Source organism: Pelosinus sp. IPA-1 (assembly GCF_030269905.1).
GTDB lineage: Bacteria > Bacillota > Negativicutes > DSM-13327 > DSM-13327 > Pelosinus.
On the sequence record NZ_BSVC01000001.1, the window covers coordinates 151074 to 169415 of the forward strand.

The 18342-nt window shown below is 37.9% G+C and carries 17 protein-coding genes and 1 riboswitch; of the genes, 13 read left to right on the forward strand and 4 right to left on the reverse strand.

All coding sequences use genetic code 11. The features are described from left to right. Positions 1-50: 50 nt before the first annotated feature. Positions 51-503 carry a response regulator gene (locus QSJ81_RS00640; RefSeq protein WP_285715480.1) on the reverse strand — a complete coding sequence of 151 codons (453 nt, stop codon included), beginning with the start codon at positions 501-503 and terminating at the stop codon, positions 51-53. Positions 504-736: 233 nt separating this feature from the next. Between QSJ81_RS00640 and QSJ81_RS00645 the strand changes: the two genes are divergently transcribed. The 3 genes from QSJ81_RS00645 to QSJ81_RS00655 all read left to right on the forward strand — a co-directional run bounded on the left by QSJ81_RS00645 (position 737) and on the right by QSJ81_RS00655 (position 4637). Continuing rightward, positions 737-1615: a LysR family transcriptional regulator gene (locus QSJ81_RS00645; RefSeq protein ID WP_285715481.1), complete on the forward strand. Its 879-nt coding sequence runs from the start codon at positions 737-739 to the stop codon at positions 1613-1615. A gap of 194 nt (positions 1616-1809) precedes the next feature. Further along, positions 1810-3129, forward strand: a complete 1320-nt coding sequence (gabT, locus tag QSJ81_RS00650; protein ID WP_285715482.1) for a 4-aminobutyrate--2-oxoglutarate transaminase — start codon at positions 1810-1812, stop codon at positions 3127-3129. Positions 3130-3227: 98 nt separating this feature from the next. After that, positions 3228-4637 carry an amino acid permease gene (locus QSJ81_RS00655; RefSeq protein WP_285715483.1) on the forward strand — a complete coding sequence of 470 codons (1410 nt, stop codon included), beginning with the start codon at positions 3228-3230 and terminating at the stop codon, positions 4635-4637. A 160-nt stretch (positions 4638-4797) separates the two neighbouring features. Here the strand turns inward: QSJ81_RS00655 and QSJ81_RS00660 are convergent, their stop codons facing one another. Then, positions 4798-5505 (reverse strand): N-acetylmuramoyl-L-alanine amidase family protein, encoded by a 708-nt coding sequence (locus QSJ81_RS00660; protein WP_285715484.1) that lies wholly within the window; start codon positions 5503-5505, stop codon positions 4798-4800. 210 nt (positions 5506-5715) lie between these two features. Beyond that, positions 5716-5803, forward strand: a riboswitch (cyclic di-GMP riboswitch). 145 nt (positions 5804-5948) lie between these two features. Between QSJ81_RS00660 and QSJ81_RS00665 the strand changes: the two genes are divergently transcribed. From QSJ81_RS00665 to QSJ81_RS00705, 9 genes are all read left to right on the forward strand, one after another. Continuing rightward, positions 5949-6302, forward strand: a complete 354-nt coding sequence (locus tag QSJ81_RS00665) for a response regulator (RefSeq protein WP_038668274.1) — start codon at positions 5949-5951, stop codon at positions 6300-6302. Between the two features lie 75 nt (positions 6303-6377). Continuing rightward, positions 6378-8411 carry a chemotaxis protein CheW gene (locus QSJ81_RS00670; RefSeq protein WP_285715485.1) on the forward strand — a complete coding sequence of 678 codons (2034 nt, stop codon included), beginning with the start codon at positions 6378-6380 and terminating at the stop codon, positions 8409-8411. 67 nt (positions 8412-8478) lie between these two features. Further along, positions 8479-8973, forward strand: coding sequence for a chemotaxis protein CheW (locus tag QSJ81_RS00675; protein WP_285715486.1), 495 nt, complete (start codon positions 8479-8481; stop codon positions 8971-8973). Positions 8974-9009: 36 nt separating this feature from the next. Further along, positions 9010-10737: a methyl-accepting chemotaxis protein gene (locus QSJ81_RS00680; protein WP_285715487.1), complete on the forward strand. Its 1728-nt coding sequence runs from the start codon at positions 9010-9012 to the stop codon at positions 10735-10737. Positions 10738-10844: 107 nt separating this feature from the next. Then, positions 10845-11678, forward strand: a complete 834-nt coding sequence (locus QSJ81_RS00685; RefSeq protein ID WP_285715488.1) for a CheR family methyltransferase — start codon at positions 10845-10847, stop codon at positions 11676-11678. A gap of 4 nt (positions 11679-11682) precedes the next feature. Further along, positions 11683-12723 (forward strand): protein-glutamate methylesterase/protein-glutamine glutaminase, encoded by a 1041-nt coding sequence (locus QSJ81_RS00690; RefSeq protein ID WP_285715489.1) that lies wholly within the window; start codon positions 11683-11685, stop codon positions 12721-12723. 198 nt (positions 12724-12921) lie between these two features. Further along, positions 12922-14322: a hypothetical protein gene (locus QSJ81_RS00695; protein ID WP_285715490.1), complete on the forward strand. Its 1401-nt coding sequence runs from the start codon at positions 12922-12924 to the stop codon at positions 14320-14322. A 111-nt stretch (positions 14323-14433) separates the two neighbouring features. Then, positions 14434-14937: a DUF134 domain-containing protein gene (locus QSJ81_RS00700; protein ID WP_285715491.1), complete on the forward strand. Its 504-nt coding sequence runs from the start codon at positions 14434-14436 to the stop codon at positions 14935-14937. A gap of 166 nt (positions 14938-15103) precedes the next feature. After that, on the forward strand, positions 15104-15694 hold the full coding sequence (locus QSJ81_RS00705; RefSeq protein WP_285715492.1) for a YueI family protein: 591 nt from the start codon (positions 15104-15106) through the stop codon (positions 15692-15694). 282 nt (positions 15695-15976) lie between these two features. Here the strand turns inward: QSJ81_RS00705 and QSJ81_RS00710 are convergent, their stop codons facing one another. Together QSJ81_RS00710 and QSJ81_RS00715 are read right to left on the reverse strand one after the other, a co-directional pair. Further along, positions 15977-16294, reverse strand: coding sequence for a DeoR/GlpR family DNA-binding transcription regulator (locus tag QSJ81_RS00710; protein WP_285715493.1), 318 nt, complete (start codon positions 16292-16294; stop codon positions 15977-15979). Next, a complete protein-coding gene (locus QSJ81_RS00715; protein ID WP_285715494.1) occupies positions 16291-16467 on the reverse strand; it encodes a DeoR family transcriptional regulator in 177 nt (58 codons plus the stop codon). The genes QSJ81_RS00710 and QSJ81_RS00715 overlap by 4 nt, the downstream gene beginning before the upstream one ends. Before the next feature lie 367 nt (positions 16468-16834). On the opposite strand from QSJ81_RS00715, the gene rhaB reads away from it, so the two are divergent. After that, entirely contained in the window at positions 16835-18289 is a 1455-nt protein-coding gene (rhaB, locus tag QSJ81_RS00720) for a rhamnulokinase (protein ID WP_285715495.1), read from the forward strand. Positions 18290-18342 lie beyond the last annotated feature (53 nt).

Below are 18342 nucleotides of genomic sequence, written 5' to 3' on the forward strand. Positions count from 1 at the left end.
GCAAGAGTATTTCTTTACTCAATAATTAGGAAGAAGGCTATTGGGAGATTTTAGACTTGAAGGGAAGATTTTTTTAATTTATATCCATCAAGGTCCCTTTGACTTAAAGCGCTCTTGCAGGTAAGTTGCTGCCAAAATTCACGGTAAGAAAGTAAAGAAGATTGAAGTCGATCAAATTTAAAGGGTTTAAGTATATAATCAAATATCCCGTGACGTAAAGCCCAATGGATTGCGATACCATCAGTTATTTCAGTAATTATAATAAAATCAATTGGCAGCTCTTCTGTTCGAGCAAAAGAGATCACTTCTATTGTGTTACTATCTGAGACACAATCATTAATAATTACTAAATCAGGTTTCTTCCTAGCTAATAGTTCGAAAACCTCACTTTGATTTTTGCCAATCCCTATTAGTGTAAAGCCACCTACCTCTTGAATATAGGATCTATGAATGTTAGTAATAACAGCTTCAGGATCTACAATCAATATTTTAATATCGGTCATAGTCGACATCCTCCGGTATATTATTATTTTGTATCATCGTTACTTCTTTTGTGTTTAATTTTAATGAAGGACAAGCAGATGTAGCAATAATAGGGCCAATTAATGAAAAAGAGAATCTGTTTTGACAATACCTAACCTTTCTTATATCATTATAGCAAAGCATTAGATATATATATAATATTGAAAAAGTTACTTTGCTATACGAAAAAAATATGTCAGAAGGATGGGGTTTTGTGAATAGTAAGCAGCTTACCTATTTTTTGGCCATTGCTGAGGAGGGGCAAATTTCAAAGGCTGCCAAGCGGTTACATATGGCCCAACCTCCATTGAGTCAACAACTTAAATTATTAGAAGAAGAATTAAATGTAAAATTAGTAGAACGCGAACGTCGAGGAATCATATTAACCGACGCGGGCCATTTGCTCTATAAAAGGGCGGCCCACATATTAGAATTCATGAATATGACTACGAAAGAATTAAAAGAATTAGATGAAGGATATACAGGAACCTTATCGATTGGAGCTGTTGCATCCTCAGGAACGACCTTCTTACCCTTCAAAGTTGTCAACTTCCATAAACGCTATCCCCATATAAGTTTTCAGCTATGGGAAGGTGACACAAACAAAATTTTAGATTTACTGAATACTGGAATCATTGAAATAGGTATTGTAAGAGCAGTTTTTGATTCAAGAATGTATCATTCCGTGAATTTACCGAATGAACCCATGGTAGTTGCCATGTGCAAATATTGGGAAGATAAAGAACAGGCGACTCAACATATAAAGTTAGAAGAACTTGTCGATAAGCCCTTATTACTTCATCGGAGTAATGAAAGTATGATTGTGGAGTGTTGTCAGAAAAATGGTTTTGAGCCTCAAATTTTGTGTCGAGGGGACGATGTTAGATCCTTACTCGTATGGGCTGACGCAGGATTAGGCATGGCTATAGTACCTAAATCGGCAGTAGGTCTTGTGCCGAGCAACACATTAATATACAAAGAAATCATTGAATCTTCCTTAGAAATAAAAAAAGCAATTATTTGGCTGCGAAATCGCTACCTCTCAGCGAGTACTAGGAATTTTATAGATATGATACTGTCAGACTTATCGTAAGGATAAAAGTGAATAGGTCACAATATGGTACAACATAATCTGTGATCTATTCACATAGACGCTAGTTGATACCTCTGGTATTATTTAAGTATCAACAAAATATGAGCATGTATTTAGCAACGGCGCTGAATGTATATCCTGGAGATATATTCAGCGTTTTTATTTTTATAAAAATGTTAAGGAGGGACTTTATAATGGATAATGGAAAAAGTAAGACTGAAACACTGATACAAAGAAAAAACAATGCAGTTGCTAGGGGGATCGCTAACTCGACAGGGGTTTTTGTAGAAAAGGCCAGTGGAGCGGTCATTACAGATGTAGAGGGTAGGGAGTTTCTTGATTTTTATGCGGGTGTAGGGGTTTTAAATGTTGGTCATTGTCCAGAACCAGTGGTTAAAGCCATACAAAAACAAGCGGAACAATTACTTCATTCATTTTTTGCCATTGCCATGTATGAACCCTATGTCCAGCTGGCAGAAAAAATGAACTCTCTAATGCCTGGCTTGTCTCCGAAAAAGACGATGTTTGCTAATAGTGGTGCAGAAGCCGTTGAGAATGCGGTGAAAATTGCCCGCCATGCAACGAAAAGAACCGGAATCATATCTTTTGAATGTGCATTCCATGGACGTACTTTTATGACCATGGGTCTTACCAGTAAAGTAAAACCTTATAAATATGGTTTTGGACCTTTTGCTCCGGAGGTTTACAAGGTTCCTTCTGCATATTGCTACCGCTGCCATTATCGTTCTACCTATCCAGGTTGTGGAATGCATTGTCTAGAAAATTTTGAACGGTTTTTTACAGCAGAAATTGATGCTGAGCATATTGCAGCTATGATTATTGAACCAGTGCAGGGAGAAGGTGGTTTTCTCGTACCGCCACCAGAATTTTTGCCAGGTCTTAAGGCTATCTGTGAGAGTAAGGGAATCTTATTAATTGCTGATGAGGTACAAAGTGGTTTTGGTCGTACAGGGAAAATGTTCGCCATTGAAAATTGGGGTGTGGAACCGGACTTAATGACTACGGCGAAGTCAATCGCTGCTGGTGTTCCTCTCAGTGCTGTAACAGGCAAGGCTCAGTATATGGATGCACCTGACGCTGGTAATATTGGCGGGACCTATGGTGGCAATCCTTTAGCCTGTGTGGCGGGTTTAGAGACGATAAAATTAATTGAGGAAAACAATCTCTGTAGCCGGGCATCAGAAATTGGCCACAAAACCATGAAGAGACTGGAAGCCTTACAGGAGCGATGTTGTGCTATCGGTGATGTGAGGGGGATTGGTGCGATGATTGGTATTGAACTAGTCAAAGACCGAAAAACGAAAGAACCAGCGAAAGAATTGACTGGCAAGGTAGTGAAATATTGTCTGGAACAAGGTGTAATGCTAATTAGTGCTGGTATTTTTAGTAATGTAATTCGGTTATTGATTCCTTTGGTGGTTACTGATGAACAATTAGATCGTGGACTTACGGTTTTAGAACAAAGTATCCTAAAAGCTGCTGCCGAAGAGTAATGTAGTTTAAATAAAATAGCTGCAAGCAAAGACGCTTGTCAACAATTATGAGGTTGTTGATGAGCGTCTTTTTATATAAAAAAAGGAGGCGAACAGATATGAAAGAACAATCCTTATATTTAGAAAAAGAGAACTTGAAGAAAGATCTAAAAGACAGACATATCCAGTTGATTGCTATTGGTGGTGTTATTGGCGTTGCTCTATTTATGGGGTCTGCTCAGGCTAGTAAGATGGCAGGACCAGCTCTCACGTTAGCCTATGCCCTCGGCGGTATCGTTATGTATTTTGTACTGCGTGCATTAGGTGAAGTCGCTGTAGAACATCCTGTTGCTTCATCCTTTGCTGGCTATGCCAGAGCCTTTTGCGGGCCGCTAGTTTCCTTTGTTACTGGATGGACTTATTGGTACCAATGGGTTGTCTTGGCTATGTGTGAGATTTCAGCAGTCGGCATGTATATGAAATACTGGTCACCAGATATAGAACAGTGGATTCCTGCGCTGATTTGCCTTGGTGTAATTCTCGCCATTAATTTAGTTGCAGTGAAATATTACGGCGAGTTTGAATTTTGGTTTGCGCTAATTAAAGTTGTGACTATCATAGCCATGCTGCTAGTTGGCTTTGCAATGATTCTCTTTGGTCTTGGTAACGACGGGGTGGCAATTGGTTTTTCTAATCTATGGACTCACGGAGGTTTTATGCCTTTTGGTTGGAGTGGTGTAGCCATGGCGTTGGTTATGGTAGTGTTTGCGTATTCAGGAGTTGAACTAATCGGAATTACCGCTGGTGAAGCCATTAATCCTGAGTCCTCTCTTAAATCAGCGATTGATAAGGTGTTTTGGCGAGTATTGGTTTTCTATGTTGGCTCTATGGTAGCCATTCTGTCTATTTTTCCTTATGATACGTTGCCGAAAGGCATTAGTCCCTTTGTGATGATCTTTGAAAAAGCGGGCATTCCTTATGCAGCTTCCATTATAAATGTTGTAATTTTGTCCTCGGCAGCTTCTTGCTTAAATAGTGGTATGTATGTTTGTGGACGAATGCTTTATGGATTAGCACTTAGAAATGAGGCTCCCGCATTTTTAGGGAAATTATCAGGCAGTCAAGTTCCCGCTAATGGCATTCTATTTTCTAGTGCTGTTTGCTTGATAGGTGTTTATCTAAATTATGCATCTCCAGATAGCGTATTTTATTATATGTCGGCGATCACAACAACGGGTTGTATGTGGACTTGGTCATTGATCATGTATATTCAGTTTAAATGGCGAAAAAGCCTTAGTAGTGAGCAAATTACTCAGTTAAAATATCCTATGCCTTGTTATCCATATGCTAATTATGCAGTAGGGATATTTATGCTGGCTGTAACCTTAGGTATGGGATATGACCATGATAATCTGGTAGGATTATATGTTGCACCTGTTTGGTATGGTGGTCTTTATATTGTATATAAACTATTAAAAATTGGTGAAGCCCAACAGAAAGCTGATTTGAGCATTCGTACAGAATGGTAAGTTCGGTTATCTTTGAGGATTAGGTAAAGGATTGAGCCAGGCAGGTGACTGCTTGGCTTTCCTGTTTGTCAATTCATAGAAGTAAAAAAATGGAGCACAAGTGTGCTCCATTACGAGGATACTTAAAAATTTCTAGAAATAGAATGGTTAGAGGGCGCACTTATTGCGCGAAATATTTTTTAATTCCATTATAAATTCCAAGTGCTGCTTTTTTGTCAAAAGTAGGATTAGAGAGTAGTTTTTCTTCTTGCGGATTGGAGATAAAAGCGACTTCTGTTAATATGGCTGGCATCGTTGTGTTTTTGAGAACATAAAAATCATTAGGTTGATAGCCTCTATCAGATAATTTTAGTTGGCTAACCATACTATCTTGTACTAAACTGGCAAAAGTATCGCTATTGCCGTAAAAATAAGTTGCTGTACCACTGACAGGTTCGTCAGAAGCGTCAGCATGAATGCTAACAAACAAGTCTGCACTAGCCTGGTTTGCAATTGCAACGCGAGCCTGTAGTTCGTCAATATCTGATGTTCCTTCATTGGCAACATCCTTGTCAGAGGTACGGGTCAAGATGACCTTCGCTCCTCCATCCGATAGTAACTTACCTAGATCACGAGCAATGGCCAATGTAACATTTTTTTCGGCAACATGATTAGGGCCTATAGCGCCAGTATCACTGCCACCATGACCAGGATCAACAACGATTACTTTGCCTTTCAGTGTAGAATTTTTCGTTTGGTTACTTTGAAGACCTATAAAGTTGATGATATTTTGACTCAGTGTATCAAAGGAAGCGGCACTCGCCGTAGCTGCCGGTAAGCTAGTTAGTAACATTAATAAGATTAGTAAAAGAGGCGTTTGTTTTTTCATGTAATGTTTCCTTGCTAATTTTATAGTTTTATGTGGCATTCAAATTATACTGTAATTACATTCTTCACAGCAAACGTAATATTTGCCATTCTCTATTATATTATAATGAGGCTTAAGTCCCAGAAAATTGCACCAAAGTCCTGAAATACGTTGACGAATATATGGAATAATAATATAATATAAGAAAATACTACATAGATAGACAAAAATTAACAATATTGGCAAACCTATCGAAAGATAGGGACGCAAAGCTATGGGTCTACAGTCGCTGGGCGACCAAGACTGCCAGGCCGCCATGTTAGCTTACACTACCATGTATTAGGTCAGGCTACCCCTGATCTTTTTTTGCGTTTTTTTTAGGGTGAGGCAAAGGATAGCTGTAATAACCAGGTAACGATACATGATTGCAAGTTGATATTACTTGCCGATGAAAGGATGAAAATATGAAAGTACTTATTGTCGATGATGCCGTCTTTATTAGGTTAACACTAAAAATGATGTTGGAAAAAAACGGTTACCAAGTTGTGGGCGAAGCTGCAAATGGTGCAGAAGCAATCCTAAAATACAATGAACTTAAACCTGATCTGGTTACAATGGATATAACAATGCCCCAAATGGATGGTATAACGGCTTTGAAGGCGATAAAAAAGATGGATTCTAGTGCGAAAGTCGTTATGATATCGGCTATGGGGCAAGAAGCGACTGTAAAAGATGCCATCGTGTCTGGTGCTAATGGATTTATCGTAAAACCGTTTGTTGAAGAACAGGTCATTCGAGGGCTAAGCAAGTTTAAATAAAAAGACTAGATTTTGAAAAAAGCTATGTAGTACCGTACTTCCAGTATCTGCAGTAATTTGTGAGGGTGATTGAAATTGGCCAATAATGATAGCAAAGCCCCAATGCTTGACCTCTTTGTATTTGAAACAAACCAGCTGTTAGAACAGCTTGAACGCCTTATTTTAGATAGTGAAAAGTCCGGGGGCTTAGAAGTCGTCATCAATGAAGTATTTAGAATTATGCATACCCTAAAGGGTTCGGCTGCTATGATGATGTTCAATGATATTTCTTCCGTAGCCCACTCTTTAGAGGATGTTTTCTTTTATATTCGCGAGACAAAGCCTCAAAGTGTAGATTATTCGGAACTGACAGATCTAGTTTTAAATGCCGTAGATTTCATTAAGGGTGAAGTAGCTAAGGTGGAAAACGGGGCAGATGCAACAGGTGATTCCTATGTTGTCTGCGAGAAAAGCAGGGAGTTTTTGTCCAGTTTAAAGGAAGGTCATCCCAAACTGACTGATACTACGAATTTTGATATTGATGATTCAACTATCCATTCTTTAACGGATGTATCTGATACATCAAAGGGTGAGGGGGAAATCAGATATGAAGCCAGGATCTTTTTTGACGAAGATTGCGGCATGGAAAATATAAGAGCCTTTACCCTAATTCATGAGCTTAGTGAACTTGCCGAGAACATTGTACATTCACCAATGGATATTTTAGAAAACGATGCTACATCGGAAGTTATCAAAAATGAAGGATTCCAGATAACATTTTCGACACAAAAATCTTTGGAAATAGTGCAAGAATTTTTCTGCAACACAATGTTTCTAAAAGAGTTCAACTTAAATGTAGTGGCGGATGACAGTGTCAAAAAAGCACAGCAGAAAAAAGTAATAGTCTTAGATGACCCAATTCCAGATGAGCCCGTGAATGCTGCTGGCAAGGAAATGGAGCAGCAAACGGAAGGGGCACAAAGTTTTATTAGTGTAAATGTGTCAAAGATGGATATCCTTATGGATTTAGTGGGAGAGCTTGTTATTGCTGAGGCAATGGTAACTCAAAATCCTGAACTGCAAGGACTGAGGCTCGATAAGTTCTATAAGTCGGCTCGCCAATTAAGAAAAATTACTAGCGAACTTCAAGATACGGTCATGTCCATACGTATGGTGCCATTATCAGCAACTTTTCATAAGATGAATCGCATTGTCAGAGATATGGTGCGAAAGCTTGATAAAGAAGCGCAGTTAGAGATTATCGGAGAGCAGACAGAAGTAGATAAAAATATCATAGAAAGTATATCAGATCCCTTAATGCACCTAATTCGTAATGCTGTGGACCATGGCATTGAACCTGCTCAAGAAAGAATAACCCAAGGGAAACCGAAAGTGGGCAAGATTCGTCTAGAGGCAAAAAGTGCCGGTGGTGATGTTTTGATTACGATACAAGATGATGGTGGAGGGTTAAACAAAGAAAAGATTCTTAAAAAAGCTTGGGAACGCGGTTTAATTGAAAAGGAAGAGACTTCTTTAAGCGATAACCAGATCTATTCTTTTATTTTACAGCCTGGCTTTTCTACCAATGACACTGTGACAGAATTCTCTGGTCGTGGTGTTGGCATGGACGTCGTAGCCAAGAATATTGAAAAAATAGGTGGTACGATTAGTGTTGATAGCATAGTGGGAGAAGGTACAACAATGTCGATAAGAATTCCTCTTACTCTTGCAATCATTGATGGGATGAATATAAAGGTCGGAAATTCCATCTATACGATACCGATTATTGCGATAAAAGAGTCCTTTCGGCTGAAAGAGCAGAATCTGATAAAAGATACAAATAATAATGAAATGATCATGATTCGGGGGGAGTGCCACCCTGTTTTGCGTCTTTATGAAAGATTTCAGGTAAAAACAGAGGTCAAAGATCTAAGGGAAGGAATCATGGTAATGGTTGAAGCTGATGGGAAAGGTATTTGCTTATTTGCTGACTCCTTAATAGGACAGCAGCAGGTAGTGGTCAAGGCTTTGCCTTCCTATATCAAAAAGACGAAGGGAATTGCGGGTTGTACCTTGCTCGGAGATGGTGGTGTCAGCCTGATACTCGATGTTGCCGCCCTGAATTCTTAGTAGATTTTATCCTAGAATCTATAGGCTAGCAAGTAACGGAGAATAGATTAAACAAAGGAGACATATCATGTCTGAGATTGCTGAAAATGTGCTAGATGAAGAAGACACGCAGAAGGACAAATTTCTGACATTTTCCTTAGGGACTGAAGTTTATGGTATTGAAATAAAATTTGTCACTGAGATAATCGGTATGCAGTCTGTGACAGAAATACCTGACCTCCCAGAATATGTGCAGGGCATAATTAACCTCAGAGGGAAAATAATTCCTGTTATTGATGTTAGGTTACGGTTTAAAAAAGTATATCGAGAGTACAATGATCGCACTTGTATTGTAGTAGTTGATATAAAAAATGTAACCTTAGGGCTCATCGTTGATGCGGTAGAGGAAGTGCTCATCATTGCAGCTCAAGAAATTGTTTTGCCGCCTCAATTTGATAATGGCAGCTATCATCAACGATTTATTAAAGGGATAGGTAAAGTAGGTAAAGATGTAAAGCTAATCCTCGATAGTGATCGATTATTAAATGATAATGAAGTTAGCAGCTTAGAGAAAATTTGTTAGGAAGTATTTAACAAATAGTAAAGGAAGGCGAAAAAAATGATGAAATGGTTTCAGAATCTTAAAATTGCTAACAAACTTACTGTTGCGTTTCTTTGTGTAGCTGTAATTGCAGGGATGGTAGGAGCGGTAGGTGTATTTAATCTTTCTAGTTTGTCCCAAGCGGATGCGGATTTGTATGAAAAATATACGGTGCCTATGGGACAGATGGGTGATATTAGTGAAGCCTATCAAAAGGGGCGCGTAAGTTTTAGAGATATCCTTTTGACAAAGGATGTAAATACCCAAAATCAAAAAATGAAAAGTTTTAATGAATCCATCAGTAAAATGAAATCGGGAAGTAATGATATTGGTAAAACGTTAGTGAGCGATGAAGGACGTAAATTGCATAAGACCCTCGACGATACGATTGCTCAATATGATTCCTATTCTAAAAACCTATTTCCCATGCTTCAGGCGGGACAAGTAGCGCAAGTAAATCAATTAATACAAACTGAGGGTGTTCGAATCGCAGAGACGATGGAAGATACCCTCAATAAGTTAAGTGACATGAAAATAGAGTTAGCAAAACAAAAGGCAGCAGCCAATAAAGCAGATGCAAATAGGGCTATGCTCTTTATGATAATTCTTGTTGCCTTTAGTGTCGTTATAGCGATTGCCCTTGGTATTTATATTGCTAGAATCATTTCTCAACCAGTTAAAGAGATTGTTGATGTTGCTGGCAAGATTGCAGGTGGCGATTTGAACGTTGCAGTAAATGTTCGAACAAGTGATGAAATTGGCCAACTAGCCCAAGCCTTTAATTTGATGGCGGAAAATATAAATCGAGCGATGAGTAGTATCAATGAAGCCGCAGAGCAAGTAGCTGCTGGTGCTCAGCAAATTGCTTCATCTGGAGAAGTTCTGTCCCAGGGCTCTACAGAGCAAGCTAGTTCTATTGAAGAAATAACTGCTTCTATGACACAAGTAGCTGTGCAGACTAAACAAAATGCGGTAAATGCAAATCAAGCCAATGAATTGACTATATCTTCTAAAGAGCAGGCCATTGAAGGTAATACACAAATGCAGGAAATGATAAAGGCGATGTCTGAAATTAATGAATCATCGACTAATATATCAAAAATTATTAAGGTTATCGATGAAATTGCCTTCCAAACAAATATATTGGCTCTAAATGCAGCCGTAGAAGCGGCTAGAGCAGGACAGCATGGTAAAGGATTTGCTGTGGTAGCGGAAGAAGTCAGAAATTTAGCTGCGAGAAGTGCTAATGCGGCGAAGGAAACAACAGCCATGATTGAAGGGTCAATCAAAAAGGTGGACATTGGAACAAAAATCGCCAACGATACAGCAGAAGCTTTAAACGGCATTGTAGGTGGTGTTGCAAAGGCAGCTGAACTTGTCGGTAACATTGCAGCTGCCTCAAATGAACAAGCTTCTGCAATTTCCCAGATCAATCAAGCTATCAATCAGGTGTCTCAAGTGGTCCAAACGAACTCAGCGACAGCGGAGGAAAGTGCATCTGCCAGTGAGGAATTATCTAGCCAAGCCGAGGTCATGAGAGATAATGTATCTAAATTTAAACTAAAACAACAAGCGACTCAAGGTTTTAGGGATTCAGCAGGAGTCAGTCCAGAAGTTTTACGAGCAATTGAAAACATGATGGAGCAAAAAAAATATAGACAGGAAAGACGAGAGGATAAATACGAAGTGGCATTGGCGTCCACAGGGAAAATTGATCTTGATGATAAAGAGTTTGGTAAGTACTAGTAGGACTCGATGATAAAATAAGAATAGTTCTTAGTGATAAGGATTCCTACAAGTCTTAGTAGTATTTTAGCAAGTGACATTAAGATTTGTAGGATCTTTTTATCCATTTGAAGGGTGGGAGAACTATAAAGGACATAACAGAAAGGGAATTTAGCGAGCTTGTTCATTTTATAAAACAGAACTATGGAATCAACTTATCGCAAAAAAGGACTTTGGTGTATGGTCGTCTAAATAATTATATAGTACAAAGCGGCTTTACTAGCTTCTCAGAGTATTTTTCCTATGTGAAAAATGATCTTATAGGTAAGGCTGGAGTGACTTTGGTAAATAAACTAACGACCAACCATACCTACTTTTTACGTGAGCCCCAGCATTTTGAACTACTCAAGAAAGTGGTTTTACCGTATTTTGCCGAGGCTGAGAAGAAAAACAAAGATCTACGGGTATGGAGTGCTGGCTGCTCCACAGGAGAAGAGCCATATACCTTGGCAATGATGATTGACTCCTATTTTGGACCTGAAAAATACCTATGGGATACTAAGATACTGGCAACGGATATTTCTACATCTGTCTTGGAAAAAGCGCAGAAAGCCATTTATCCTACGCAGCAACTAGAAATGCTGCCAGACAAATGGCGAGCGACATACTTTCAAAAACTTAGTGAAGAATCTAGCATTTTAAGAGAGACAATTCGACGTGAGGTCATATTTCGGCGATTTAATCTTATGAATGAAGTCTTTCCTTTTAAAAAAAAGTTTCATCTTATCCTATGTCGCAATGTAATGATATATTTTGATGAAAAAACAAAAAAAGATTTGATCAATCGATTTTATGAGCATATGGAACCGGGGGGTTATTTGCTTATTGGACATTCTGAATCGATTAATCGTTATGAAAGTAAATATCAGTTTATAGCGCCCGCCGTTTATAGAAAGGGTTAAAAATATGAATAATAACAAACGTAAGATTCGAGTTTTAGTGGTAGATGATTCTATCGTCTTTCGCGAAACGTTAGCACGCCAAATATCGCAAGATCCTTTAATTGAAGTTGTAGCAACCGCATCCGACCCTTATATAGCAAGGGATAAAATTTTGGAATTTGAGCCTGATGTTATGACTCTTGATGTAGAGATGCCCCGAATGAGCGGCATTGAATTTTTAAAGAAATTGATTCCACAATATCCCATACCAGTTGTTGTGGTAAGTGCCGTAAGTCAAAGTGTATTTGATGCTTTAAAAGCAGGCGCAGTTGATTTTGTTACAAAACCAGATCCATTGAATGGACGGGGCGTTGAGGCGTTTATCAGTGAATTGATAGTGAAAATTAAAATTGCGTCTACAGCTAAGGTGGCAACGCAAAAGGGGAATGCCATCACATCTTCTAATAACCAGGGGGCCGGCTTAGCGAAGCAGAATTGTATTATAGCAATTGGTGCCTCTACCGGGGGAACTGAAGCAATTGATAGGATACTTAAAGGATTTCCTGCCAATATGCCAGGTACGGTTATTGTACAGCATATGCCACCTGTTTTTACCGGCTTGTTTGCTGCTCGATTGAATAGTTCTTGCACTGTAGAAGTGAAGGAAGCCAAAACAGGAGATTTGGTTTTACCAGGACGGGTGCTAATTGCCCCCGGCGATCATCATATGCGTATTAAAAAGGTGAATGCGAATTATATGGTAGAATGTTTTCGCGGTGAGAAGGTTAATGGGCATTGCCCTGCTGTTGATGTTCTATTTCATTCTGTAGCTGAACATGCTGGTAAGAATGCAATTGGAGTGATTTTGACGGGAATGGGAAATGATGGTGCTAATGGTTTGCTCGCTCTTCGTAAATCTGGGGCCAATACTTTAGGACAAGATGAACGTTCTTCCGTTGTCTACGGTATGCCCAAGGCAGCTTTTACCATTGGAGCTGTCCAAGAACAAGTTCCCCTTGAGCTTATGCCGCGAAAAATATATGCTTTGGTAAACAATAGAAGATAATTATCTTACATAAGTGATTAAATTGCCTCTCGAGGATGCTTAACATTCTTCGAGGGGATTTTTATATTCGGATGTAGAGTAATCAAGGAATTATAGTAAGTGATCAATAGGCGATAGGTATACATCAAGTGATGGGCTCCGATTCTTTTGCATCTGCATAGATTATCATAATACTAGGTTTATAAAAGGGGGGAGTTTATGTTTGAACTTACTTCTTTGCACTGGATTTTCACCCTATTTATCTTATTGATCATAGTAGCTATGATAATGCGCAGAGATACAAGTATAATTTGTATTATTGGGATATTTTTAATTGGTTATGTGGCAAAAGGAACAATCAACCAAGCTATCATCGGGATATTTAATAGTTTCGTTTATGCATTGAATGAATTGTCAGGAACTATATTAATCATTTCCCTGATTGTAGCAATGAGTAAAGCATTGTTATACACGGGGGTAAATGAAATTATGGTAGAACCATTTGCTAGGGCAATTCGTACTCCGAGTATGGCTTATTGGATCATTGGCGTATTTATGATGATGATTTCCTGGTTTTTTTGGCCATCACCAGCTGCGGCACTTATGGGGGCTGTGTTGTTACCTGTTGGTCTTCGAGTAGGTTTGCCAGCTATGGGAGTGGCTGCCTCGATGAACTTATTTGGACACGGTATTGCCCTATCTAGTGATTGGGTGATTCAGGGTGCACCGAAGCTTACCTCGGCGGCAGCGGGAATTCCTGTTCAAGATGTAGTAAATGCAAGTGTACCATTAATTCTTGTCATGGGATTGGTAACTGTGAGCGTTGCTTACTGGACATTGAAACGTGACATCGAAAAAGGCAGATTGAGCATTGAAAAGGACACTGTGTTAATTAACTCATCTGATTCTTTGGATGAGACAGCGGCATTTCCTCTCGCCACAAGAGTAAAAAAATGGTTAGCAGCCATGGTACTTATTCTTTTCGGTATTGATGTGGCTGTTATGGTTAGTTTTAATCTTCGGGGGGGAGATGCAACGGCTCTCATTGGTGGAACAGCAATTTTGATTATGATCATGATAGTCCTTATAGCGCACAAAGGAAAAGGGATTGAGCAGACAACAAGTTATTTGGTAGAAGGGTTTAAATTCGGCATTACGGTTTTTGGGCCAGTGATTCCCATTGCTGCATTTTTTTACCTAGGGGATAGTGGTTTTGTTACTATATTTGGCAAGGTTTTGCCACTAGACTCACAAGGATTGGTCAATGATTTAGGGCTTGTTATGGCGCAGAACGTTTCGATAAGCCCAGTGATCGGAGCATTTACCATAATGATTGTTGGCATTATCACAGGTTTAGATGGTTCAGGTTTTTCAGGGATCTCTCTTGTTGGATCATTAGCTAAACTTTTCTCCGTTTCCATTGGATCGGGCACCGCGACTCTCACTGCTTTGGGCCAGATTGCTGCAATTTTTACCGGAGGAGGTACATTAGTTCCCTGGAGCTTAATTGCTGTTGCAGCAATTTGTAATGTGAATCCTTTTGAACTAGCTAGGCGAAACCTGCTACCAGTAATGGCTGGACTTATTGTAACGACGGTAGTAGCCATCTTCCTGCTATAGCGTGAAAGTCATCAGACAACTTAAATTGTGGATATTGTTAATTTAGATTGTATTTTTTAAAAGAATGATTCATTATATTAGTAGAATATACTCAACTGGAGAGGTGCTTTTATGTCGCGTAGACGCTGCTGTGGTCTGGTAGAAGAAATACCCTATACGAAACGATTTGTGCCAGACAATCAAAGAAATGTTGCAGTATCCGAAATTCTTATTGAAGAAATTGAATCAATTCGATTAAAAGACGTAGAAGGCTTGGATCAGCAAATGTGTGCAGAAGCAATGGGAGTATCGAGAGCAACCTTTCAGCGGATTTTACAACGTGCAAGATTTAAGGTTGCATCGGCACTAGTTCAAGGCCAAACGATACTCATTAGAGGTGGAAACTATATACTGAAAAACAGGGTCTTTGAATGTTTAGACTGTCATCATGTTTGGGATGTAGGGCCTTGTGAAAAAGGGGCAAAGCATGGTTATGAAATTTCCTGCCCTGCATGTAACAGTATGAAAAAAATAAAGGTTTCTGATGAAGGAGCTAAGTGTACTTGTGGTAAGCTTCATCAAGGTGGTAGATGTTGTGGCGGAATGAACTTTAATGAACAGGGAAGCAAATTCTGAAATTAGTACAACAATCTCTTGATTGTAATTGTATTAAAACCCGTATGAACATTCATGCGGGTTTGCTTGCCTTATTAACTAATTTGTCACGAAACCTTTCTTTTAGTATAAATACCAATTGGTAAGGTTAATTTAATGATATTCTGTTAAAATGGGGGTGGTCTTGATGAACGAAACCCAATCAGAGGGCATCGGAGATTTTCGAAAAGCAGATAAATTAGGACTGACATTATTAGCAGGAATACATGGGATACCTGAAATAAGACGCGATGAAAAAAGATATCATCTGGGGGAGTTTAAGGAACGTATACTAAGAAAAATGTCAAAAAAACAAGTGACTGAAACTGCTATTTATCCAGAAGTATTTCAATCTTTAAAAGATCAGAGAGCAAATAAGTTAATTATTAACGGCGAAATTGATAGATCTTCTATAGAAAAATACAGAGTATTAGCAAGACGTGTAAATATAAACAGTACTGTACGCATTGATCCTAGTTTTAAAGGAGATACAGGCCTCGTCGTAGCAAGTAATCAGGCAGTAGAGGAACAAGAGATTGCTGTTGTCGATAGAAGTCTACGATTACAGAGGCTTGGTTTATCAACTGCCCTTATCCAGGCAGCAGGCAAAAAAGTATGTCGAAAATGTATTAAGAGAATTGTCGAAGTTGATGAGAATGAACTGATTAACTATCACCAGCTTACATGGATAGATCGTTTAGGTGGAGAAAGATGCCCAGTGCATAATAAGGAATTATAACTTATTTTAGTTCACATAAATTTTAGATAGTATACCTTAAGATGGAGGTAATCCTTCTAGAAATAGATTATTATATAAATATTGTAGGATAATATCTTACGGGTTTATGTGTTACTATAAAAAGAAGTTAGGTGAGATTGTGAATTATTCTGAACTAAAGGCACTCAAAGATGTGATAATACTTGTTACATTTCTATATTTATTGAAGTTTCTAGATGTTGTAAATTAATAGACTATAATTCAAATTCTGTATTTTGCTTGCGGTAAAGCATGCAAGAACGTTCAATAAAGAGGAATAGTTAAAAAAGAAGTACAATGATCAAAAAACATCCACAGATACAAATAATAACAGCAAGCACCACTCTCAAAAAGAGTGGTGCTTGCTATAAGTAAAGATAACTTAAGTGAGCCTAATATATTACTTGGATATTGTGTTTGCAATAAATCCGTCCAAGTTTTAGTGGGCTCGCGGTCAGTAAATAAGTAATCAATATCGCTATAGTCCAAAATTTTTATAAATGCTATTTTATCGAATTTAAAGTGATCAACGAGTAAAATGATTTTTTTTGCTTGTTTGGTCATTTCTTTTTTTTTACTCACTTTCGGGCTCGTTTGATTCCATAATACCTTTTATCCAAGGAAAGCCCTTTACAACTCATAATTGACATAGTCTCCTCTGTGACATCGAATAATTTGCTCAAATTTGATACATGTACTTTTCTGTCTTGTTGAATGAATTCAACAATTTTTAGTCGGCGTTCTGTTGCGAGCATAAAGTTTCCTCCTTTTTATCAAAATATGACACCTAGATTCTATTCTAGCCGTATTTTGAGAGTATATCAAACAGATAATAAATCTGAATCAAAGAAAAAATAAAAGAGTAACAGACATAAAAGAAGAATAAAGAAGTAAAACAAAAATTGTTTTACTAGAAATATATTGACAAAAAAGATAATGGTGTTAAAATTAGGATGTAAATGTCAGAAAATATTAATTAAATTTGAAAAATGTTTAAAATCAACATTGGAATAACCACAAAATGCAACAGAAACAAAAAATAAATAACATTTTGAGCTTTCTAGGAAGATGATAAAACTAAACGGCAACTTGTTTTAGAACTTGTTGTATAAGGAGTAATAGATGAAAAAACATATTGCTATCGACATTGGTGCATCAAGTGGACGCTTGATAAGCGGAATATTAAATGATGGGAAAATTGAGTTAGAAGAGATTTATCGTTTCGATAATAAGATCACGAAGAAAGAAGCGAATGATTTCTGGGATATTGACACATTATTTGATGAAATTATTACGGGGTTAAAGGTAGCGAAAAAAAACGGTATTGATGAATGTACTTTAGGAATTGATACTTGGGCAGTAGATTATGTATTGGTGGATTACGAAGGGAATCGTATGCAAGAAGTTTATGCATACCGTGATGATCGAACAGAAAAAGCAATATTGAATATAGCAAAAAAAATATCTATAGAAGAGATTTACGAAAAAACTGGGATACAATTCTTGCAATTTAATACACTGTTTCAATTGAGCGTACATGATAAGGATGAATTAAAGAAAGCTCACAAAATACTATTGGTACCGGATTATTTGTATTATCGTTTAACAGGAGAGTTTATTAGTGAAAAAACCAATGCTTCAACGACACAGCTATTGAATATTTCTACAAAAGAGTATGATCAGGATTTATTAAAATTGATTGGTGTGAAGCGGGAACAATTCGCTACACTGTTTGATCCAGGAAAAGTTGTGAAGAAAGTTATTCCGAACCTGCGGGACCAGTATGATTTACCTCAATGTGAGGTTATCTGCGTAGCAAGCCACGATACAGCTTCTGCCGTATTAGGGGTTCCAGGAACAAATAACAAGTTTGCCTATCTTTGCAGTGGAACTTGGTCCCTAATGGGTGTAGAAATGGCTCACCCTATTGTTAATGCACAAACATATGCGAAAAATTACACCAATGAATGGGGGGCTTATAACACATATCGATTTTTGAAAAATATTATGGGACTTTGGTTGATTCAGGAAGTACGTCGAAATTTGAAGACGGAAATTTCATTTACCGATCTTACTAAGGAAGCAGAGAGAATTACACCTTTCCAATTCTTAATTAACTGTAATGACGCTTGTTTTTTAAGACCAGAGAACATGATTAAGGAAATTCAAAACTATTGTAGGAGAACTGGACAATTAGTACCAAGCACTGGGGGCGAGCTTGCTAGATGTATTTTTGATAGTCTTGCTTTGACATACCGCAAAACACTTGAAGAAATTAATGTGATAACCGGATATTCTATTGAATCCTTACATGTAGTTGGTGGAGGGGTGAAAAATGAACTGCTATGTCAGATTACGGCAAATGTTACACAAATACCGGTGGTTGCAGGTCCGATAGAATCGACAGCACTTGGCAATCTTTTAGTACAAATGATTAGTTGTGGTGACTTAGAAAATATCTTGGAAGCTAGGAAAGTGATCATTAAATCTTTTGCCATAAAAACGTATCAACCTATTAAAATTAAAAACTTAGACGAAGTGTATAAAAGATTTATTCAGTTAGTAGGAACAAATTAATCATCTTAATTTAAATAGAAAAGATTATAGTTATAGCAGCATTTTAAGGCAAT

What these genes read in the sequence shown, in the direction of transcription:
- QSJ81_RS00640 (WP_285715480.1), bottom strand. Translation starts at nt 503, where the DNA reads ATGACCGATATTAAAATATTGATTGTAGATCCTGAAGCTGTTATTACT.
- gabT (WP_285715482.1), top strand. Translation starts at nt 1,810, where the DNA reads ATGGATAATGGAAAAAGTAAGACTGAAACACTGATACAAAGAAAAAAC.
- QSJ81_RS00655 (WP_285715483.1), top strand. Translation starts at nt 3,228, where the DNA reads ATGAAAGAACAATCCTTATATTTAGAAAAAGAGAACTTGAAGAAAGAT.
- QSJ81_RS00660 (WP_285715484.1), bottom strand. Translation starts at nt 5,505, where the DNA reads ATGAAAAAACAAACGCCTCTTTTACTAATCTTATTAATGTTACTAACT.
- QSJ81_RS00665 (WP_038668274.1), top strand. Translation starts at nt 5,949, where the DNA reads ATGAAAGTACTTATTGTCGATGATGCCGTCTTTATTAGGTTAACACTA.
- QSJ81_RS00675 (WP_285715486.1), top strand. Translation starts at nt 8,479, where the DNA reads ATGTCTGAGATTGCTGAAAATGTGCTAGATGAAGAAGACACGCAGAAG.
- QSJ81_RS00680 (WP_285715487.1), top strand. Translation starts at nt 9,010, where the DNA reads ATGATGAAATGGTTTCAGAATCTTAAAATTGCTAACAAACTTACTGTT.
- QSJ81_RS00690 (WP_285715489.1), top strand. Translation starts at nt 11,683, where the DNA reads ATGAATAATAACAAACGTAAGATTCGAGTTTTAGTGGTAGATGATTCT.
- QSJ81_RS00695 (WP_285715490.1), top strand. Translation starts at nt 12,922, where the DNA reads ATGTTTGAACTTACTTCTTTGCACTGGATTTTCACCCTATTTATCTTA.
- QSJ81_RS00700 (WP_285715491.1), top strand. Translation starts at nt 14,434, where the DNA reads ATGTCGCGTAGACGCTGCTGTGGTCTGGTAGAAGAAATACCCTATACG.
- QSJ81_RS00705 (WP_285715492.1), top strand. Translation starts at nt 15,104, where the DNA reads ATGAACGAAACCCAATCAGAGGGCATCGGAGATTTTCGAAAAGCAGAT.
- QSJ81_RS00715 (WP_285715494.1), bottom strand. Translation starts at nt 16,467, where the DNA reads ATGCTCGCAACAGAACGCCGACTAAAAATTGTTGAATTCATTCAACAA.
- rhaB (WP_285715495.1), top strand. Translation starts at nt 16,835, where the DNA reads ATGAAAAAACATATTGCTATCGACATTGGTGCATCAAGTGGACGCTTG.